General features: G+C 42.6%; 16 protein-coding genes and 1 tRNA gene. 8 read left to right on the top strand and 9 right to left on the bottom strand.

The window, feature by feature from the left end; all coding sequences use genetic code 11:
- Positions 1-276 precede the first annotated feature (276 nt).
- From B3Q63_RS08660 to pyrC, 3 genes are all read right to left on the bottom strand, one after another.
- Positions 277-352: transfer RNA gene (locus B3Q63_RS08660), tRNA-Glu, on the bottom strand.
- A 348-nt stretch (positions 353-700) separates the two neighbouring features.
- Positions 701-1,396 carry a ribonuclease T gene (rnt, locus tag B3Q63_RS08665; RefSeq protein WP_414706339.1) on the bottom strand — a complete coding sequence of 232 codons (696 nt, stop codon included), beginning with the start codon at positions 1,394-1,396 and terminating at the stop codon, positions 701-703.
- A 477-nt stretch (positions 1,397-1,873) separates the two neighbouring features.
- A complete protein-coding gene (pyrC, locus tag B3Q63_RS08670) occupies positions 1,874-2,944 on the bottom strand; it encodes a dihydroorotase (RefSeq protein WP_296175934.1) in 1,071 nt (356 codons plus the stop codon).
- 414 nt (positions 2,945-3,358) lie between these two features.
- Here pyrC and B3Q63_RS08675 point away from each other — a divergent pair, with 414 nt between their 5' ends.
- Complete coding sequence (locus B3Q63_RS08675) at positions 3,359-4,597, top strand: argininosuccinate synthase (protein WP_201620143.1); 1,239 nt, start codon at positions 3,359-3,361, stop codon at positions 4,595-4,597.
- 277 nt (positions 4,598-4,874) lie between these two features.
- Here B3Q63_RS08675 and B3Q63_RS08680 read toward each other — a convergent pair whose 3' ends face one another.
- Positions 4,875-6,170: a hypothetical protein gene (locus tag B3Q63_RS08680; protein WP_296175773.1), complete on the bottom strand. Its 1,296-nt coding sequence runs from the start codon at positions 6,168-6,170 to the stop codon at positions 4,875-4,877.
- 146 nt (positions 6,171-6,316) lie between these two features.
- Here B3Q63_RS08680 and B3Q63_RS08685 point away from each other — a divergent pair, with 146 nt between their 5' ends.
- Together B3Q63_RS08685 and B3Q63_RS08690 are read left to right on the top strand one after the other, a co-directional pair.
- Positions 6,317-6,844, top strand: a complete 528-nt coding sequence (locus B3Q63_RS08685) for a L,D-transpeptidase (RefSeq protein WP_296175774.1) — start codon at positions 6,317-6,319, stop codon at positions 6,842-6,844.
- A gap of 190 nt (positions 6,845-7,034) precedes the next feature.
- On the top strand, positions 7,035-7,649 hold the full coding sequence (locus B3Q63_RS08690) for a nitroreductase family protein (RefSeq protein ID WP_414706335.1): 615 nt from the start codon (positions 7,035-7,037) through the stop codon (positions 7,647-7,649).
- 116 nt (positions 7,650-7,765) lie between these two features.
- On the opposite strand, the gene B3Q63_RS08695 is transcribed toward B3Q63_RS08690, so the two are convergent.
- Together B3Q63_RS08695 and B3Q63_RS08700 are read right to left on the bottom strand one after the other, a co-directional pair.
- On the bottom strand, positions 7,766-9,475 hold the full coding sequence (locus B3Q63_RS08695; protein WP_296175777.1) for a CYTH and CHAD domain-containing protein: 1,710 nt from the start codon (positions 9,473-9,475) through the stop codon (positions 7,766-7,768).
- 278 nt (positions 9,476-9,753) lie between these two features.
- Positions 9,754-11,340 (bottom strand): isocitrate lyase, encoded by a 1,587-nt coding sequence (locus tag B3Q63_RS08700; protein ID WP_201620139.1) that lies wholly within the window; start codon positions 11,338-11,340, stop codon positions 9,754-9,756.
- Between the two features lie 927 nt (positions 11,341-12,267).
- Here B3Q63_RS08700 and B3Q63_RS08705 point away from each other — a divergent pair.
- Entirely contained in the window at positions 12,268-13,257 is a 990-nt protein-coding gene (locus B3Q63_RS08705) for a LysR family transcriptional regulator (RefSeq protein WP_201563060.1), read from the top strand.
- 511 nt (positions 13,258-13,768) lie between these two features.
- Positions 13,769-15,157: an NAD-dependent succinate-semialdehyde dehydrogenase gene (locus B3Q63_RS08710; RefSeq protein ID WP_201628113.1), complete on the top strand. Its 1,389-nt coding sequence runs from the start codon at positions 13,769-13,771 to the stop codon at positions 15,155-15,157.
- A 197-nt stretch (positions 15,158-15,354) separates the two neighbouring features.
- Here B3Q63_RS08710 and purN read toward each other — a convergent pair whose 3' ends face one another.
- The gene (gene purN, locus B3Q63_RS08715) at positions 15,355-16,059 is read right to left on the bottom strand and encodes a phosphoribosylglycinamide formyltransferase (RefSeq protein WP_296175781.1); all 705 of its coding nucleotides are present in this window, start codon (positions 16,057-16,059) and stop codon (positions 15,355-15,357) included.
- Complete coding sequence (gene purM / locus B3Q63_RS08720) at positions 16,059-17,108, bottom strand: phosphoribosylformylglycinamidine cyclo-ligase (protein ID WP_296175782.1); 1,050 nt, start codon at positions 17,106-17,108, stop codon at positions 16,059-16,061. Before purM ends, purN begins: the two co-directional genes overlap by 1 nt.
- 375 nt (positions 17,109-17,483) lie before the next feature.
- On the opposite strand from purM, the gene B3Q63_RS08725 reads away from it, so the two are divergent.
- The 3 genes from B3Q63_RS08725 to B3Q63_RS08735 all read left to right on the top strand — a co-directional run bounded on the left by B3Q63_RS08725 (position 17,484) and on the right by B3Q63_RS08735 (position 20,486).
- The gene (locus B3Q63_RS08725) at positions 17,484-18,590 is read left to right on the top strand and encodes an AI-2E family transporter (RefSeq protein WP_201625463.1); all 1,107 of its coding nucleotides are present in this window, start codon (positions 17,484-17,486) and stop codon (positions 18,588-18,590) included.
- Between the two features lie 322 nt (positions 18,591-18,912).
- A complete protein-coding gene (gene hda, locus B3Q63_RS08730; RefSeq protein WP_201625464.1) occupies positions 18,913-19,716 on the top strand; it encodes a DnaA regulatory inactivator Hda in 804 nt (267 codons plus the stop codon).
- A gap of 62 nt (positions 19,717-19,778) precedes the next feature.
- Positions 19,779-20,486 carry a DUF2057 family protein gene (locus B3Q63_RS08735; RefSeq protein WP_296175787.1) on the top strand — a complete coding sequence of 236 codons (708 nt, stop codon included), beginning with the start codon at positions 19,779-19,781 and terminating at the stop codon, positions 20,484-20,486.
- A 144-nt stretch (positions 20,487-20,630) separates the two neighbouring features.
- On the opposite strand, the gene B3Q63_RS08740 is transcribed toward B3Q63_RS08735, so the two are convergent.
- Positions 20,631-21,116: a Dps family protein gene (locus B3Q63_RS08740; protein WP_201625465.1), complete on the bottom strand. Its 486-nt coding sequence runs from the start codon at positions 21,114-21,116 to the stop codon at positions 20,631-20,633.
- Positions 21,117-21,229: the final 113 nt, after the last annotated feature.

A 21,229-nucleotide genomic window follows, 5' to 3' on the forward strand; every position in this document is an offset into this window, starting at 1 on the left:
TATCCAATTGAAGACACGCCCTAAAAAAGCCAGCATTAATCGCTGGCTTTTTGCTGTCATAAGCTTTTTGCTTTTATAAATTTATCATAAAGAGTCATCATAAACCGCTGCATTGTCACTGATACGAAATTATAACAACGCATGAGAAATGAGCAGCTATAAAAACAGGCATAAAAAAAGCCCACTCACAAAAAATGTGAATGGGCTTTTTGATGGTACGCTTATTAGTCTTATCAATGCTTTACAGCAAACTTGCTAACAAGTGACGCCAAATAGTGGCGTCCCCAGGGGGATTCGAACCCCCGTTACCGCCGTGAAAGGGCGGTGTCCTAGGCCTCTAGACGATGGGGACTAGTACAACGCTTCAGCTGCTTTCACCTTTATGCTGAAGTGGTGCGTATTCTAATGGCGTCTGCGTTTTCTGTCAAGCCTTTTTCTGCGTCTTTTTAAAATTAAATATCTTTTTTTGAGCGCGCGGCGTGGATGTAGGTCATTACGCTTTAAATGATGCCGAATCCATAACGACGTACAAGTGCTAATGGTTAAAGCGAGCAGCATATAACCGATGATGGTTGCCCATAACTTAAACTGTGGCTCCATAGCAAAGTCCCTTTTGTTAAGCTCAAATAATCCATAGCAGGTTATTAACTATAGATAGCACTATTATTTGCGTTTAACAATGGAGGGCGTGTGCTTTATGTTATTTGGTGTCGCTATCGGTTGCTTGTACGGTAGTGTCTGCGGTGCTATCTTCTGTCACCTCCGAGTTGCTCTGCTCAAGATGCATCGCATTCGATAGCATAGGGTAGCTGTTTAGGATATGACAAAACAGCTCAGCGGTCTTTTGGGTATCATAGAGCGCTGAATGAGCGTCTTTACCGTCAAAATCAATACCAGCAGCCTTACAGGCACGTGCTAATACTGTCTGTCCAAATGCTAAGGCAGACAGGGTCACGGTATCAAAGACTGAAAAATTGTGAAATGGATTATGGTTTTTGCTATTGGTACGCAGCACCGCCGCATTCAAAAAGCCCAAGTCAAAATGCGCATTGTGGCCGATAAGGACGCATTGGCGGCAGTCTTCAGTACGGCGCACTTCCTTTAAACCTTTAAAAATACGGCGTAGGGCAGTTTTTTCATCTTCGGCAATGGCTTTACGTAGTGGGTTTTTAGGGTCAATACCGGTAAAGGCGAGGGCGCTTGGCTCAAGGTTTGCCCCTTCAAAGGGTTCGATATGAGCATTTAAAGCCTCGCCTGGATAAAACACGCCCTGCTCATTTAGCAAAACAGGAATACAGGCAATCTCTAATAAGGCGTCGGTTTGCGCATTAAAACCGGCTGTTTCGACATCGACGACTACAGGCAAGAACTTACGAAAACGCTCTTTCAAGGTCATGGGCGCTTGTTCGTCTGTGTTGCCATCGGTCGTGTTGGTGACATTGCTAGTATTAGTGACATTGCTAGTATTGTTTGCGTTGTTTTCAGGTAGGGCGGCATCGTTTTGAATGGTCATATCAAGTTAAATCGCTTTTATCAGTCGTGCTGTGACATTGAAGTAAAAAATTAAGTTAAAGAATTGAATTAAAAATCGCTAAAAAATAAACATCCTATGATGCGAGTATTGCTTTTGCTAATGGAGTTGCCTTTTAGCAGAAGCACATTGTCTATCATAGGAGATAGCCCTAAATAAAATAAGTACAAATATTATAATACGCTACTGGTATAAATTTTCCTTGCTTGCTGTGCGCTTCGCACTCCAGAGGCTGCGCACAATTTATACCAGTAGGACGATGTTTATTTTATAGAGGATCGAATAGATAATAGAGACGCAGGCAGTTTTACGTCATCACTATTAGGCTTTAATAGACCAAGGCTAGTCTTTAATAGACCAAGGTAATATCTCGCCCGCCATTAACGGCGTTAACGACGAGCCATCAAAGTAAGGGTAGTCGGTTGGTACTTGCATCGGCGTATTTATCAAAATAATGGTGCTTTCGTGGACTGGTAAGCCATAGAATTGAGCACCAAAGCGACTCGCAAACCCTTCAAGCTTATCAATTTTACCGACACTATCAAAAGCGGTGGCATATAGCGGCAAGGCGTTGGCAGCACTATAACAACCGGCACAGCCGCAAGCAGATTCTTTTGCGTTCGTTGCATGAGGCGCAGAATCTGTGCCTAAAAAGAATTTCGGATTGCCACTGGTGGCGACATCTAACAATACTTTTTGATGGCTTTCGCGCTTCAAAATAGGCAAGCAATAAAAATGCGGTTTAATACCACCGACCAGTAAATGATTGCGGTTAAACATCAGATGTTGCGGCGTAATGGTGGCAGCAACTTGGTTACCTTGGGCTAAGACAAAATCAGCGGCATCACTGGTGGTGATATGTTCCATTACAATTTTCATGGTTGGAAATTTGACAATTATTTGTGCCAATACTTCGTCTAAAAAGCGTTTTTCGCGGTCGAAAATATCGACATGGTCGTGAGTCACTTCACCATGTAGCAGTAATGGCAGATTGTATTTTTCTAACGCTTCAAAGATATCGACGCGGGCATTGATATCAGTAACGCCATCAGCAGAGTTGGTGGTTGCGCCAGCAGGGTAGAGCTTGACCGCCTGTACGATACCTGATTTTGCCGCCATTTCGATATCATGGGCGCTGGTGTTATCCGTGAGATACAAGGTCATCCGTGGGTCAAAAGCTGCTTTGCGCTCAGCGCTCAAATTACTTGCTTCTAGCTGCTGCATGATACGCGCACGGTAAGCATGAGCATCATCGACATTTTTAACAGGTGGCACAAGGTTTGGCATGCAGATGACGCGGTTAAAGCTTTGGGCGGCATGCGGAACGGTGGTTGCTAACGCTTTATCATCGCGCAAATGAATATGCCAATCATCTGGCTGCAGGATGGTTAATTCTCTAATCGAATCAGTCATGGTGTCATCGCGCTCTATATCGTCATATACGGGAGTGAAGGGGGGGGAGTCTTGCTGTGCTGCTATCATAACAGATTTGCCTACCTGACTAAATATGCGGAAAAATATCTGTACATAAATGATAAGCGATTTTTACCGGATTAACTTTTGCCAGAGTTTTAAGAACGTTGTTAAAAACGAGGGTTGTTTAATGAGGGTTGTTTACAGCGACTGTTATTTGAAATAACCGGATTTATAGAATTAACCTCAAATATAAGGGAAAACCCAGTGCCTGATGGCAGTGCCACTTTTGCCGTTAGTAAATATGATGTACACTGAGCAGGCAATCTATCTTTTATTGATTTCATCCCATCATTCGCATTTTACGTCCCATTAAATGTATTCGACAATAAATTCTTATATTAGGAGTTCTTCATGGCTCAGCTTGATCCAAAAACTATTAATAAAATCGTCTTGGCATATTCAGGTGGTCTTGACACCTCAATTATCGCCAGATGGCTACAAGAAACCTATGATGCAGAAGTGATTACTTTCACCGCTGATATTGGTCAAGGTGAAGAAGTTGAGCCTGCGCGCGCCAAAGCTGAAGCGATGGGTATCAAGCATATCCATATCGAAGACTTACGTGAAGAATTTGCCCGTGATTATGTATTCCCAATGTTCCGCGCCAATGCCATCTATGAAGGCGAGTATCTGTTAGGGACTTCTATCGCGCGCCCATTAATTGCCAAGCGTTTGGTTGAAATTGCTAAAGAACATAACGCCGATGCTATTAGCCATGGTGCGACCGGTAAAGGTAATGACCAAGTACGTTTTGAGCTTGGCGCCGTTGCTTTGTCTCCTGATGTGGTCACCATTGCGCCATGGCGTGAGTGGGATTTATCGAGCCGTGAAAGCTTGATGAAATATGCTGAAGAACATAATATTTCTATCGATTATGCCGGCAATAAGAAAAAATCTCCGTATTCAATGGACGCCAACTTACTGCATATCTCATATGAAGGCGGCATCTTAGAAGACCCATACGCTGAAGCAGAAGACGATATGTGGCGCTGGTCAGTTAGCCCAGAAGAAGCACCTGACGAAGCACAATATCTAGAATTAGAATACAAACAAGGCGACATCGTTGCTATCGATGGTGAAGCGCTTAAGCCTTATGAAGTGATGATTAAGCTTAATGAGATTGGCGGTAAGCATGGTATCGGTCGTTTAGATATCGTCGAAAACCGTTATGTCGGTATGAAGTCACGCGGCTGCTATGAAACCCCAGCGGGTACTATTATGCTAAAAGCACACCGTGGTATCGAATCATTGACGCTTGACCGTGAAGCGGCGCATCTAAAAGATGAGCTGATGCCACGTTACGCTAAGATTATCTATAACGGTTATTGGTTCAGCCCTGAGCGCATGATGCTACAAGCCTTGATTGACAAATCACAAGAATATGTCAACGGTACAGTACGCGTTAAATTATACAAAGGTGCGGTAAGCGTCGTTGGTCGTAAGTCAGATGATTCATTATTTGATGAAAAAATCGCCACTTTTGAAGACGATGCGGGCGCTTATGATCAAAAAGACGCCGAAGGTTTCATCCGTTTAAATGGTCTACGTTTGGCGATTGAAGCCAGCCGTGGTCGTGATTTATCGAAGTAAGCCAGATTTGCGGTAGTCAATTCGAGACATAGATGATACGTTAATAGTCACGTGCGACTGTTATAAATTTTCCTTGCTTGCTGTTATCACAGAGGCTACGAAAAATTCATTCCAGTCGCACTATATCGATTTTAAAGTCAGTCTACTAGCGACACAACATAAGCAAGAAGAAATAAAAACGGCGCTATTAAGTTAGCGCCTTTTTTTATGGGTTTTTGCAGGTTTGTTCGACTATTTTTTGATGCTTAATAAGTTATGTATTAATTGCTGCCACTTATCATTGTGCTGCTTTTGCTTCTTCAGCACCATCTTCATCATCGTCTACCATGACGATAGCCACATCTTGCTGTTGACGCTCCTTAATAAGGTCTTGTTCTATGACCTCTTCTGTCGCCAGTAACACGCCATCAGATTTTTGGCTTTGATATTTAAGAGCGGCAAGCCCGCCGAGCACCCCGATAACAGCTATAATAATTAAGATAACCGGATTTTTCCAGAGGGGTATAGGCGCGTCGTATTCAATGGGCTTTTCACTGGTGGTGGTCGGCGTATTGTCGTTATTGCTACCGATTAGACCCAAACTGACCAAAGGTGGTTTTGGTGCGCTGGCAGGCTCGGAGGTAATACGTAGGCGATTACGCTGCAAGTATATTTCTGAAATTTTAGCCAATTGCAGCAACCAGCGTTGGTGCGGTAAGCTGATAGCGGTCATTTCCGCAAACATGAGCAAGTCATTATGTTTGCCTTGCTGAGCATTTGCAGATGAGCGCCCGATGACTTTTAAATAATTACCCGTCGCCAGTTGCATGTCTTGCACCGGCTCATGACGTTCAGGTTTAAATGTCGTCAATTCATGCCAGTAAGGATTAAAAACTGGCGGGGTATCAGTGAGCTGCTCTATACTTAATAAGGTACGTTCTGTATTAGAGCTATTCTCGACTTCTGCTTGTATTTCTGCTGCCGAGTCTAAAACGCCTTCTGTCGGCGCAGTTAAATTTTTATCTTCACTAGCTTCATTAGCTTCATTCGATTCGATAGAAGTTGGTTCATTGGCGGCAAAACGAGCAGCTGATAAAAACTGCGGTTGTAAGGCAAACCATTTATCCATCTCGTCGTTATCAAGTTGGCTATATTCGGCTAAAATAGCCAGCTCGCGTAAGACAATCACGCATAGAGACGTGAGCAATATCTGCACTTGCGTCGTCGTCGCGTCAATCTGTCTAGCAATGTCTTCACTGGCTTTAATCACGCGAGCATTATCATAAAATATCGCATCCGCCGCTTCATGGCGATGATATAACGTCGCATTGATGGTCGAAAAATTCATCGAGTTATATTGGCGCAGCTCTTTGACCGCGCCGCGCCCAAACAGCTTTTTGCTCACGGCTTGCCCATCATTATGCTGCTGATAAGCAAGCAAGGCACTGACAATAGCCTGCAAGCTGGCATCCATCGCCAAGCGTGCTTGCGGTAATGAAAGCTTGGCCGCATCTGCCAATAATGACACCATCGGCTTGGTATCTTGATAGAGAAAATCATACATCGACACACGTGTCGGTGAAATAGTCGTCATAATCTGCTAGCATCAAAAAGTGTGCCCCTATATTACGGTGCCAAAAGCCTTGATACAATCCCTTAATAATAGAAAAATTCACTCAACTTACTCATCACGCGGTCAATAATGACATCCATTAGGTGAATGACCGCTGGAATCCCTTTATGACGAATAACGAAAACTTTAACAAAAAATCTGATGTGCATTTAGTGATTAATATTGCTCAGCAAATGCTCACGCTCTATGAATACGATAAAGAAGTGACTCAATATACGGTATCTACTGCTAAAAATGGCATAGGCAGTCAGCAAGATAGCGGCTGTACGCCCCTTGGCAAACATTTTATCGCCAAGAAAATTGGCACAGATGAACCCATAAATGCGGTATTAATTGGCCGTATTCCTACGGGCGAGATATATAGTGCAGAGCTTGGCAAGCGCCATCCTGAGCGCGATTGGATATTAAGCCGTATTCTTTGGTTAAGTGGTTTGGAAGAGGGAATTAATAAGGGCAGCAATAGCCAAGGTGGCTGTGATACCTATCAGCGCTATATTTATATTCATGGTACGCCAGACAGCGAGCCGATGGGCGCGCCACTCTCACATGGCTGCATACGTATGCGTAATGAGGATATTATGGAATTATTCGAGCAGGTTAAAGAAGGTACAGCAGTGACGATTATCGCTAATTAACTGCTATTTATTACTCACTCAAGCTTAAGTAAAACAGAATAACTTTATAGAGTGATTGATAAAATAAACTTTATAGAGTCTAGACGTTACTTAGTATATTGATATAATAGCCTCCTTGTTAATATCAACGTGTCATGCCAAATACGGCACGTTTAACCTACATTCTATTATAGTTATCAGGATAATGATGATGTCTAAAGAAAGTCTAGTCACTTTACAACAAGCCTTTGATGAACGCCGTTCGGTATATGCTTTGGGCAATGAGCTACCAGTAGAGCCACAAGCAATTGTCAATATGGCCGAGCGTGTTTTATTGCATACGCCTTCTGCTTTTAATTCACAATCTTCGCGCTTGGTGGTATTGTTTGGTGCCGAGCATCAGCGGCTATGGGATATCGCCGAAGAGAAACTGCGTGCAGCCGTTGGTGATGGCGACTTTTCTGGCAGTAAGCAAAAGCTAGACGGCTTCCGTGCTGCTGCGGGTACTGTGCTGTTTTATGAAGATAAAAACGTGACTCAATCGCTGCAAGAGCAATTTGCGTTATATGCAGACAGATTCCCAGTTTGGGCTCAGCAAACCTCGGCCATGCATCAATATGCCATGTGGACAGAGCTACGTACCTTGAACGTTGGTGCCAACCTACAGCACTACAATCCGCTTGTTGATGAAGATGCCGCTAAGGCTTTTTCTATCCCAGATAGTTGGGAATTGGTCGCGCAAATGCCGTTCGGTAACATTGTTGAGCCTGCTGGCGAGAAAACCTATCAGCCAGTTAGCGAGCGTATGAAAGTGCTAGGTTTATAAGAGCGCTAAGTTTATAAAAAAGACAGCCCATATATAATGAGCTGTCTTTTTTATGCTAAGATTTTTATTTAAAGCTTTGTTTATTCTAAGCTTGATTCATAATGCTATGAGCATTTTTACCAAAATATTGAGCTGTCTATCACTTTAGCCAAGCGTTTTTCGCTGCGCTTATGGTCTCTTGTTAGCATGGCTGCAAACCAACCAGCGCCATATAGGGCATTGCTATCTGTCTCTGATTTCAACTGATAGCGCTGTTGATACATTATATGATTGCGATAGTGATTCAAAGCTGTTTGCGCTTTGACCAAACGTTTTAGCCAGCGCTTGGTTTTCTTTTTTGACTTTTTCTTCTCTAATAATGGCGCGGCAAATTCACTGATATAAAGTAAGCTTGTTAACTGCTGATGCAGCTTGCTCATTGCTTGCTCTGCATCCTTGTCATCTGTATCACTATTTTCTATATCGTCATTTTCTACATCAAGTTTTTTTGAGTTGATACTTTTTGAATTGACGTTTTCTAAGTCACTATCTTCTGAATCAATACTTTGTAACTCATCATTTTTTAAATCATTATTCTCTACAGTAATGCTATCTGAGTCCGTAGCCTTTTTACTCTGTAGTATTTGCGCCACTTTGCCAAGCTTTGCATACTGTTTAGATAGCGTTTTTGCCAGCTTATCGCTGACGGGTTTATCCGCTTGCGGTTCAAGGCTTGGGTCGCTCATGGTAAAGGCAATCAGCTCAAGTAAGGTCAGCTGAAAATCATTGGCACCGACGGCATCTTTTGGGGTAATCTTGAGCGTATCAATGTCAGCTGTCCAATCGACGATAGGTGCGCCGTGCTGTTGTAACTCAGGCTCTATATCGGAGGCGAGATAGGCAAGCTTTTGGTAGTCATTAATTAAAGCCGCTGTTTGTTTTATTATTGGTAGCCAGTCTGGATTGATTTCGTCAGAATAGCTGGCGAATGCTTGTAGGGCAGCTTGCAAGCGGGCAATGCCAATGTACAGTTGCAGGATATGGTCATCATCTTCGCTGCCCGCGACGATGGCACTGCTATTTGGTAGTATTTGCAACAGACAGTTATGCACTACTGCCCGTATAAATGCAGGCATGCTGCTGTCTTTGTTGATAGTCAGCTGGTCAAGGTCAGCACTGACGCCTGGGCTATGATGTTGCCCTGTAATCAGCAAGCTACCGCGCTCAGCCTTGGTCACCGTAGATAGACAAAGCTTATAGCGTTTACACCACGTTTTGGCCGTGGCAAATAAAAAGTCTATATCGCCTGATACCAGCTCAAACTCAATTTCTTGAATAGCGTCGCGCTGGCTATCATCATTACCGTGGATAATTTCTCCATAATCATATGCCATCTCGACATGGTTATTTGCTTCATCGTCACTCTCATCTACCAGCAATCGTGTGGTGCGCTCGACATCGGTCACGTATAACCGAGTAAGATTTTTGGCCAGTTTTTTTAGTTTAAATTCAGCCAAAGCAGGAGCGACAGAGGTGTTTTTATAAATGCTTAAATCGGGCATAAGCGTATTACTATCGAGCATTGCCTGTACCTGCTCATTATCCAGTGGCGCATTGTGCTCTAAACGTGCCGCAATACCGTCGCCACCCGCTTTGATGGTCTGTACCCATGCATCGCCTTCTTTACGAATACGTAAGCCAATACCCGCCTGTGCAAGCTGTTGGTCAGGGGTATCATAATAATGGGCTGCCAGTTGCGTTACTTCAGATGATTTGACTTGTGCTTGACGCAGCAAGCCTTTTAGTCGTGATTCTGGTACCAAAAACTTTAGCTCTATCTCTTGCATGATGGCTCCCGATTATTTTAATACTATGTAAATTATTATCTAAGTGATTACCATCGTATGAAAGCTATCGGTGAATAACAAGTAAAACTTTTGTTTTGGTTGACTCAAGTAATAGAAGTGCTGAGTAAATGAATGGCAGTTAATGAAACGATTGCTTAAGTAGCACTGTTATCGCAGGAGATGGGGTTATGTATAGCGCATAAAAAAGCCGCCCTACAAGGTAGGACGGCTTTTCTTAAAACTTTTACTTATAAAGTGTACTTATAAGTGGTCGGACATTAGAACTGGTTCATCGTGTTCTTGCCGCCGCCAGCTTTAAGGGCGTTTTCACCAGAGAAGATTTCTTTGTGATCATCGCCAAGGTCAGAACCGGCCATTGCTTGGTGCTTAACACAAGCGATGCCTTCACGGATTTCTTTACGTTGTACGCCAGCTGCATAAGCAAGCATACCGTCATCACCGAAATAGCCTTTAGCAAGTTCATGAACGCTAAGAGCAGTAGTGTGATAAGTAGGTAGCGTGATTAAGTGATGGAATACACCTGCTTCACGTGATGCATCACGTTGGAAGTTTCTAGCCGCTTCGTCAGCTGCTGTATCAAGTTCAGTACCATCGTAATCAGCACTCATCAAGTCATCTTTATTGTATGCAGAGATGTCTTTGCCTTCTTCTTCCCACTGAGCGATGATTTGCTTACGGAAGTTAAGCGTCCAGTTGAATGATGGGCTGTTGTTGTATACAAGCTTGGCTTTAGGCTGTTGCTCTTTGATACGGTCAACCATCATTTTGATGTGTTCTACGTCTGGAGTTGGTGTTTCGATCCATAGTAGATCAGCACCGTTTTCTAGAGCAGTGACACAGTCAAGGACAACGCGGTCGATGTTCGTTTCTTCACGGAACTGATATAGACCGTTTGGCAAGCGAACTGGACGTACTAGTTTGCCGTTGTGCTTAAGCAAGCTGTCGTTTTCTTTTGCATTTTCTAAAGTCACTTCTTCCATTTCGATGAAGTCGATGTATTTAGAAGCAAGGTCGCCTGGCTCATTTGATACTGGGATTTTTTGCGTTAGTGATGCGCCTTCAGAGTCAGTACGAGCAACGATGATGCCGTCTTCAACGCCTAGCTCTAGGAATGCATAACGAATAGCATTTAGTTTAGAGATGAAGTCTTCATGCGGTACCGTTACTTTACCAGCTTGGTGACCACATTGCTTAGCGTCAGATACTTGGTTTTCAACCTGAATAGCACAAGCACCAGCTTCGATCATTTGCTTAGTTAGCAAATAAGTCGCTTCTTCGTTACCGAAACCTGCATCGATATCAGCAATGATTGGCACAACGTGTGAATCAAAGTTTTCGATTTTTTCTAGGATAGCTGAAGTGTCTTGACCGGCTTCTTCTGCAGCGTTTAGCTCACGGAAGTAGTCGTTTAGTACTTTAGCATCAGCTTGACGTAAGAAGGTATAAATTTCTTCGATTAGCTTAGGTACAGAGGTTTTTTCATGCATAGATTGGTCAGGAAGAGGACCAAACTCAGAACGAAGGGCTGCAACCATCCAACCTGATAGGTAGATGTAAGTTTTTGACGTCGTACCAAAGTATTTTTTCTTAGCGTACATAGTTTGCTGGGCAACAAAACCATGCCATGCACCTAAAGACTGCGTGTACTGAGACGTATCATTGTCATAGTCTTCCATATCTTGACGCATGATTTTTGCAGTATATTTTGCGATATCTAAACCGGTTTTAAAACGGTTTTGTGACATCATACGTGCCGCATCAGTCTCGCTAATGTTCTGCCAGTTACCGTGCTTTTGCTTTAATTCACGTACTAAATCGATCGCTGATTTATATGCAGTTGACATCTATAGTCTCCTTGGTGGGGTGTAAAAAACGAAAATTTAATTGTCAAAACAATTAAAGATGGGGCAACTAACTTTTTATCTTACTAAAACCTAAACCTAATTCTTATCGTCACTATATCAAGCTTGTATGACATCAAATATGACAGTTTGCGTGATATAGCCAATTTAATATCGTTAAAACTAGGTTGCCGCTTAATCATCCAGCCTTACTTACCCTAAACAAACCTGCCTATTAATACAAGGCGATTACTGAACTTGTCAGTTACAAATTATTCAGTTAAAAGCTAGTGGGTAAAAATATGTGCTGACTATCAAATGATTATAGTTAAGTGACCGTAGCTAGCTGATAGTGAGTGACGATAGCTAAATGATATCGGTAGTAATTGAAAATTTTCTATGCTTAAAAAGCTTCTATATGATGTTTAAGCAATATAATGTTTAAGCAATTATGGGTTAGCAATATCATATTTGGTGATAAGAGATGTTACAATAATCGATGCTGTCTCTAAGACAGGCGATGACACGATAATTTATGATGGCTCATTGCCCATTTAATCGTATTCTGCTATCACGACTCATCTTCAAAATACTTTTATTATTAAGCGGTTAGACTCACTACATTTAACGCTCAGAGCGGATTTTTGTGGTCTTCACTGTATTTGGTCTACGGCAATCACTATAACTGCCTTACTAAGATTTATCTAATTTATGATTGTTATCTTGGGTATTTTATGTGCTTATAGTATAGATAAAACAATGGCTTATGCTGGTTAAATTGAGTTATAATAAGCATATTCTAGAAAAGTTTAATAAAAAATATAGTTATATTATGCTGTTATGACAGCTTTAGTTAAAATAACAGCGCGAAAAATGCCAAGCTTGCTCAAGCTTATTGTGGTATTTATTCTAAGGCAAAGAGAAAAATATATGAATTTGCAGCGGGTTGATTTGAATTTATTGGTGCATTTAGATGTGCTGCTTCGTGAAAAAAACGTCACACGTGCTGCTGAGCAGCTTGGCATTACCCAGCCTGCGATGAGTAATATTCTAAGGCGCTTACGCAAATTGTTTAATGATCCATTGTTGGTACGTTCATCAGAAGGCATGACGCCAACTGAGCGCGCACTTGAGCTGCAGCCGCGTATTCGTGAGATACTTGCCGATTTGACCCAAGTCCTCGAGCCGCGTACCGAGTTTCGCCCTTATAGTACCTCGCGCGTTTTCCGTATTATGACCTCAGACTATGCTGAGGCGACTTTGGTGCCAAAACTGGTCAAAGCACTGCGTTCTGAAGCGCCCAATGTCATTTTGGATTTCTTGACGCCGTCTGACGTCTCATATCGTGATATGGAGCAGGGTCGGGTTGATTTGGCGATTAACCGCTTTAATGAGATTCCACAAAGCTTCCATCAAGTTTTGGTTTGGCGCGATACCTTTAGCTGTTTATTGTCGTCAGAAAGCCCTTATGCCAACCGCTTTAATCTAAAAAATTATCTAAAAGCGCAGCATGTTTGGGTATCTAAAACGGGTATGGGTGTGGGCTTTGGCGTCAATCCAGAAAAATCTGGCGGACTTGGTTCTATCGATCAGGCGCTACAACGCTTAGGTCAAAAACGCCAAATCAGTGTTTTTACCCGCCATTACCAAATGCCCGCCATGCTTGCAGCCAATAAAGATTTGATTGCGACTTTGCCGACGCGGGTGGCAAAAATGCAAGCCAATAATGACAGTATTAAAATGGAAGAGCCGCCATTTTTTATCCCTGAGTTTGAGCTGACCATGGCGTGGTCGCCCTTATTGCAACATCATCCAGCCCATCGCTGGTTACGCCAACTTATCATGCATGTGGCCCGTCAAATCGTCGATGAAGAAGACAATCCACCGCAAGAAATACCGATTATTAATCATTTGTTTTAATACACTAATAATAAAAATAGCATTTAATAAATGAATAAAACCAGCCCATCTCTTATGTGCTGGTTTTTTTATGCCCATTAGACACTCAGGCTGTATTGATTTGGTTCAAGCTATTTATCTACAGCAAAGTTTGCATGACATTTATCAATGACACACTGTTAACATCTCATCCACACTTCTTCATAACTTGTAAAACTATGGTCAAATCCTTTTGTTATGATAGATGGACATTAAGTAAAAAGACAATTGCCACAAGCATTGTTAAGAAATATGAGCTAATCGTTAGCGCCTTCAACTACATATCTCTTAATACAGCTATCTCAATCAATACAGCTATCTCAATGTGAAGTGGCTTGTTCATCTCTCAATATTGTTATTTATCTAGCATAAAGACTTAAATAGTAGTTATATACAGTAATCATATTGAGTCATTTATTGATAAAAGGTTCTTAAAAAGAACCTTTTATCAATCATTTATTACATAATAATCAAATAAATAAGGATAATTATCATGGCAGATATTACCACTGTGAACCCAGCGACGGGTAAAGACATTAAAAACTATACTTATATGAGCAGCGATGAAGTTAATAAAATTATCGATGCCTCGCATAAAGCCTTTTCAGAATGGCGTTTGGTTAGTGCCGATGAGCGCGCTAAAGTGATTAATTCCATTGGCGAGACGCTGATGAAATATAAAGAAGAGCTTGCGAAGCTGATGACCGAGGAGCGCGGTAAGACCTTGGAGGCGAGCTTAGGTGAAGTAGATCTATGTAAAGCGATTTGTGATTTCACTGCTGGTGAAGGAATTGCCGCTCTAGCGGATGATGAGCGCGATATCGAAGGTATCAAAAAAGGTTTAATCAGCTACAATCCTATCGGTATTATCTATGGTATCCAGCCATGGAACTTTCCCGCGTATCAAGTATTCCGCTATACCATTGCTAACTTAATGGCCGGTAATAGCATCTTGCTTAAGCACGCCTCAAACGTAACAGGCTCAGGTTTGTTGATTGAAAAAATCATGCATGAGTCTGATTTGCCAAATGATTTATTCCGTACCCTCATCATTAGCCATGATCAGTCCGAAAAAGTCATTGAGCACGAAAAAGTACGTGGTGTCACCTTAACGGGTAGTGATGTCGCTGGTCGAGTGGTAGCGCAGCAAGCGGCAAAAGTGCTGAAAAAGACCGTTATGGAACTTGGTTCAAACGATGCCTTTATCGTATTAGAAGACGCCGACTTAGACTTAGCAGCCACTACTTGTGCCCATGCGCGCTTATATAACAATGGTGAGACTTGCATCGCAGCTAAGCGTTTTGTGGTCGTCGATAGCGTTTATGACAAATTCCGTGATTTGGTTATTGAGAAGTTTAAAGGCTATCAAATCGGCGATCCAATGGAAGAATCGACTGACGTAGGTCCGATGTCAAGCAGCAAGCAGCGTGATGAGTTGCATAAACAAGTGCAAGAAAGTGTCAGCAAAGGCGCAACCATTACCTTGGGCGGTGAAGTACCTGATAAGCCGGGTTCTTTTTATCCACCAACGATTCTGGAAAATATCAAGCCAGATCAACCTGCTTATAAAGATGAGTTATTTGGTCCTGTTGCCGCGCTTATTCGTGCCAAAGACCAAGATGATGCGTTCCGAATTGCCAATGACAGTCGTTATGGACTGGGCGGTGCTATCTTCTCAAAAGATGAAGAGAAGGCGATTAATTTAGCGCAGCAGCATTTTGACACGGGTATGGTTTATATCAATGGTTATAACTTAGTCAATCCAGGCTTGCCATTTGGTGGAGTTAAAGACTCAGGTTATGGTCGTGAACATGGTGGCTTTGGTATCAAAGAGTTCGTGAATATCAAAGCTGTACACGTGGTTGGTAAAAAGCCTGTTTAATTATTAGAATGTTTTAAGCTTCGTTTTTTAAATGCTTAGTTTGTTAAAATCCTAGTTTTCTAAATACCTCGTTATTCCGTAACGGGGTATTTTTTTGCTAGCAATTTGCTATAAACACCTTGTTGTTTAAGCACATAAAAAAAGCAGAACCAATTACGGATTCTGCTTTTTTAAAATATATAAATAGACTTCAAGCCTTAGTCATTTAACCATAGCTTTAAAGGTAAAGCTGGTAAGCAAGATAATTCAGCATCATCATCATGCGGATTATTTAAGTCAATAATATCGTTAGCAATGAGTAATATCGTCCACGGTAGCAGTTGATGTTCACTTTTTTGTACGCGTGCTTGCAGGCTATCAGCAGTGTCTTTTTGATTGACTTCAAGCAGCGCTTGGGTCAAAACAGCGCCGGCATCAAGCTCAGCGGTAACCACATGGATACTACAGCCATGATGGCGTTCACCCGCTTGTATGGCGCGCTGATGGGTATCTAGACCCTTATAAGCAGGCAGTAGAGCAGGGTGTAGATTAATCATGGGCGCAGGCGCATTATCGATAAATGAGCTACTTAAAACCCGCATAAATCCTGCTAAGACAATCAAATCAGGCTGCCAAGCGCTCAGCTGCGCGCTGGCATGAGTTTCAAAGGTTTTGATACCCATGCGTTTGCCGCTAGCAACGTGAGATAAGACCGCAACGGGAATAGCGGCGTCATTGGCACGTGTGATGGCATAAGCATCTTCACGGTTACTGATAACACCAACAATCTCAATCGGTAGCGCGCCAGCTTGCATGGCATGAATCAAGACTTGCAGGTTGCTACCACTACCAGATACCAAAACAGTGACGCGTAACGGCTTAGCTGATTTTTTTGCAATACTTTTTAGATTATCGTCTGGCATTAACGGTACACCACGGCGTCCGCTTCACGGCTAACCATTTCACCCAATTTCCAAGCGTTTTCGCCCGCATCATTTAACGTTTTGATAGCAGTTTCTGCTTTATCTTTAGGCACCACGATGACGAAACCAACGCCGCAGTTAAAGGTGCGGTACATCTCACTTTGCTCGATATTACCTTGGGTTTGTAACCAAGTGAATAGCTCTGAGAACTTCCAGCTGCTGGTATCGATGCTAGCAGCCAGATGGTCTGGTAATACACGCGGTAGGTTGTCGGTTAAGCCGCCACCAGTGATATGTGACATCGCATGTAAGGCTGAGCTACCAAGGGTATCTTGCAACGCTTTAATGGCTTTAACATAAATGCGAGTAGGTGCCATCAGCGCATCTTGAATAGGCTGACCGTCTAATTGCTCATCACTAGTAGTCACATCAATACCGCTGACTTCGATGACTTTACGCACCAATGAGTAGCCATTAGAATGCGCGCCACTTGAAGCAAGAGCGATTAATACATCGCCTTCAGCGACGTTTTCGCCAGTGATGACTTCCGCTTCTTCAACCACACCGACGCAGAATCCCGCTAGGTCATAATCGTCGTCTTGATACATGCCTGGCATCTCAGCCGTTTCGCCGCCGATAAGCGCGCAATTTGATAGTTTACAACCTTCGCCAATACTAGTAACAACAGTCGCTGCTACGTCTACATCAAGCTTACCAGTTGCATAATAGTCTAAGAAAAATAATGGCTCCGCACCGCACACCAATAAATCATTGACGCACATGGCGACCAAGTCGATACCGATGGTGTCATGGCGGTTTAGTTGTAATGCCAGTTTAAGCTTGGTGCCGACACCGTCAGTGCCCGAAACCAATAACGGTGAGGTGTAACCAGTCGGAATACGACAAAGCGCCCCAAAACCGCCAAGTCCGCCCACAACCTCAGGACGAGAGGTGGCTTTTGCCACTGATTTAATACGTTGTACCAACGCATCGCCAGCATCAATATCAACGCCAGCATCTTTGTAGCTTAAAGAAGGCTTGTTACTCATGGTCATCTCACAAATTTTATAGGGAATGAAGGTCTGTCAGTAGAAAAGCGGATCGGTCGTGTTAATTTTGCAGATAGTGCGCGCATTATACCCAAAAACGACCCCCTCTCGCAAAGCAACTTACCAATATTTGGCCGATATTTAACGAAGAGTGGTAATAAAGGCTAAATAGAGCGTAATAAAAATTTAAGAAACAAAAAATGACTGATTTTTTGTTGTACTCTGCGATAATAGAACGCCAAAGTTGTCGGCAAAACTTACTGTCATGACAATGATAAATACCATTATAAATATAAAGCTATCGGCTACCTAATTCAGCTAAAAAACCATCATAAGCCAGCATTTTACATTGACTTAATCGTAGGGTTACCCTTCATGATAAACCAACCAATAGACCCTTTTTTTCGACGCCTATTCATCGTCGTTGCTATTGTTGTGGCGGTATTTTTATTGTATTTGATGACGCCGGTCATCGTGCCATTTGTTGTGGCTTTTGTATTGGCTTATCTATTCAATCCGCTGGTTAAGCGCTTATCAAAATATATCAAGCGTTGGATAGCCATTATCATTGTTTATTCGACGATTACGCTTGGCATGGTGCTGCTGCTTTGGTGGTTGATACCGACCTTATGGCATCAGCTGCAAGCAGCGTGGGAGTATTTGCCCAAGGTGCTAAACTGGTATAACCAAGTGGTGCGTGAATGGTTTATTAATAACAGCCGTATTCGTCTGCCAGAACTAGAAGCCAAAGGTTTTTCTGATACCTTGGTCGATTATATGCAGACCAATTATAAGTTCGCTGATGCCAGCAGCATGATGAGCCAAATATTGACGTCTAGTATGAATTTTATCAATAACGCTGGGCTGATTGTATTGGTACCGATTTTGACCTTTTATTTTTTATTTAATTGGGATCAGCGCCTGCAAACTTGGAAGATGGCGATTCCAGCCCCTTATTGCAAAAAAGTAATCGGCATTGCTCAAGAGTGTGATCGGGCGCTGATGGCCTTTATCAAAGGTCAGCTGTTGGTAATGGTGCTACTAGGCGCTATTTATGCAGTACAGTTGCAGCTTATTGGGCTTGAGCTTGGGTTGATTATCGGTATGGTTGCTGGTGTTGCCAGCTTTGTGCCGTATTTGGGCTTTGGTATTGGCTTTATTGCGGCGATCATCGCTTGCCTATTCCAGTTTGGCTTAAACTGGACGTATTTGTCTTTAATCGTTGGTGCTTTCTTAGTCGGGCAGGCCGCTGAAGGCTATATCTTGCAGCCATTATTGTTAGGCGATAAAATTGGTCTGTCACCGTTATGGGTTATCTTTGCGGTATTGGCAGGGGCAAGCTTATTGGGCTTTGTTGGTATGCTTATTGCGCTGCCAGTGTCCGCTGTCCTTAATGTTTTATTTCGTCATCTGTACGCTTATTACCAATCGACGGACTTTTATAAAGGTCGTAAACAATTGGCCTTATTTGATAAAAAGTAAAATGATAAAGAATAGGTTAAAAAATAACTTCGCGAGAAATAAGCATTTTATGGCTCTAGTCACATCAATTGCCTAATAATTTTATAGCGCGATTAGGAGTCGGTATTCACTTATAAAGTGGATAAAGGTGGATTGATTGAGCTTAATGGGTAAAAGACTTGTCAGTCATTTTGCAAATATGTTATATATAGGCGCAGTATTAACGGTATTGACCGTTACTAGGTTGGCTTTGATAAATGTAAAAGTTAGCAAAGCCAGTTTAAAGAATATTAGTCGTTTAGCCTTTTTAGTGATTGCGCTACGCAAACCGAGTTGATGATTCATGGCAGAAGCACAGCTAAGTCTCAATCTAGACATTAAGCATGATGCGAGTCTCAGCGACTTTGCCGGTCCGGGTTGGATGTCTATTATCGATGCAGTGCGGCAGCTACATGTCGGCCTGATTGGCCAGCTGTACCTATTTGGCAGCCCCGAGACGGGCAAGTCGCACTTATTATCCGCCGTTTGTGAGTCGTTTATTGAGATGGATAAATCAGCGATTTGTCTATCATTGAATGAACTGATTCATACCGATGTCAATGTCCTATCCTCTTTAGAGAACTTTTCCCTGATTGCGATTGATGATTTAGAGGTGCTTGAACAAAGCAGCCAATGGCAAGAGGCTCTATTTCATCTGATTAATCGTAGCCGCGAAGGGCAGCGTCAGCTGTTGTTTGCTTCCAATAAACCGGCGACCGAATTGCCGTTTCAGCTAACAGACTTGCTCACCCGTTTGGCACAATCGCCAAGCTTTAAAGTGCCAAATGGTCATGATTTGGCTGACCGTCAAGCTTTGTTGCAGTCTATCCTACGTCGGCGTGGTTGGCAGTTTGATGAGCGTATTATTAATCATCTACTGACCGAAGGGCCGCATCGTATCGGCTCTATGATGGAGGTGCTGAACTACATTCAGCCGATGTTCTCCAATCTTGGCCGCAGTAATATATCCAAGGCGGTCATCAGCGATGCGCTGCGCACGATTGATGAGCAGACGCTTGCTGCAGAGCTTGCTGATATCGCGCAGGAGACGCAAGTAGATAATGAGGTCGCCAACCAAGACCAACATACTATGCCGCTTGATTTTTAACATAAACCGCTATCTTTCTATAGAAATTTTAGAAATTACCTTTACTATTCATGGAATAACTTATGAAAACAACCGCTTCTTTGCTAAAAAAACTGACGATGGGCACATTACTAATCACTGCTAGCTCAGTCTCTATGCTATCGCATGCGGCAGTGACCTTGCTGGTTGATGACCATATCAAAGTAACGGCTATTAACGGGCAGGAAATCCAGCAAAGTGCGTTTCAGCCATTAAAGAAATCCTTTACTTTAGAGCCAGGCCAGCATGCGATTACCGCTAAATATGACCGCTTATACAATTTGCCGCGTGATGAGCACGATTATTTGCGCTCGGGTAATGTGAGTGTGACGGCAGAATTGGTGGACAATCAAACCTATCGTCTTACCATGCCAAATCAGCCCGAAAAATATGCAGCGGCGAAAGAGTATGCTAAGCGTCCAACACTGGCAGTGCAGCAGAACAACACAGTAGTAGCTAGCCAGCAGAGTCTGGGCGGCAATCAAGGTGGTTTGCTATCAGGTTTAGGTAAAGCCTTAGGCGGCGTGTTTGGTGGTGCTGATGATGCCGAACTACAAAACCAACGTGCGATTGCGGCTTTAGATAAGCCTGCTGTCAGCACTCAAAGCAATGTCAGCACAGGCGCAGTTACTACCGTTAAGCAAACGACCAGCGCTGCTTCATCTACCAACACTTTAGATCAGTTTATGCAAATTTGGCTACAAGCGACTCCAGCTGAGCGTGAAAAAATGCGTCAGTGGATTCAGAAGTAAAATGATTGAGCAGTAAGTAGCGATTGGTAAAGAAGCATAAAAAAAGCACCTAATCTAATTAGGTGCTTTTTTCTTACTGACTATTTTAATAATAAACTGTTTTAGGCATAGCTAGTTTAGTGGTGAATTATTCTTCAGTACTTATTAGCCTAAAAAAGCGTTGTACATCCAAATAAGCTTTTCTTGCTGCTGTACATAATCATCTACTAAGTCTGCTGTACCTTGGTCTTCGCTTTCTACTGCCAGTGCTGAAACCTCACGCTGCTCAGCGATAAGCGATTGTAGACCAGTCACCACACCTTTCACGCAAGCATTACCATCTTTCACGTTTTTATCTTCTTGAATGCTGGTATGTTGGCTAAAGTCGCTATATGCATGTAGCGGCGTGCCACCTAAGGTTAAAATACGCTCAGCAATTTCATCAATTTCTACTTGTAAGCTGGTATATAACTCTTCAAATTTTGGATGCAATGTGAAGAAATGCTCACCTTTTACGTTCCAATGATAACCACGCACGTTAATATAAAACATATGATAGCTTGATAGTAGGCTGTTTAGCTTAGCAATCACTTCGCTCATATCTGATTTTTCTAGACCGATTTGGTTGGTCGCATTATTAGTATTACTCATAATATTATCCTTATAGTTTGAGTGTTGATTTAATAGATTGGTTATTGTTATAGACTTAGTATTCGACATACTCATCTGAGTATAGGAGCACTAAGTTAAATATAGAAGCCTAA

Source organism: Psychrobacter sp. UBA2769 (assembly GCF_002352555.1).
Classification (GTDB): Bacteria; Pseudomonadota; Gammaproteobacteria; order Pseudomonadales; family Moraxellaceae; genus Psychrobacter; species Psychrobacter maritimus.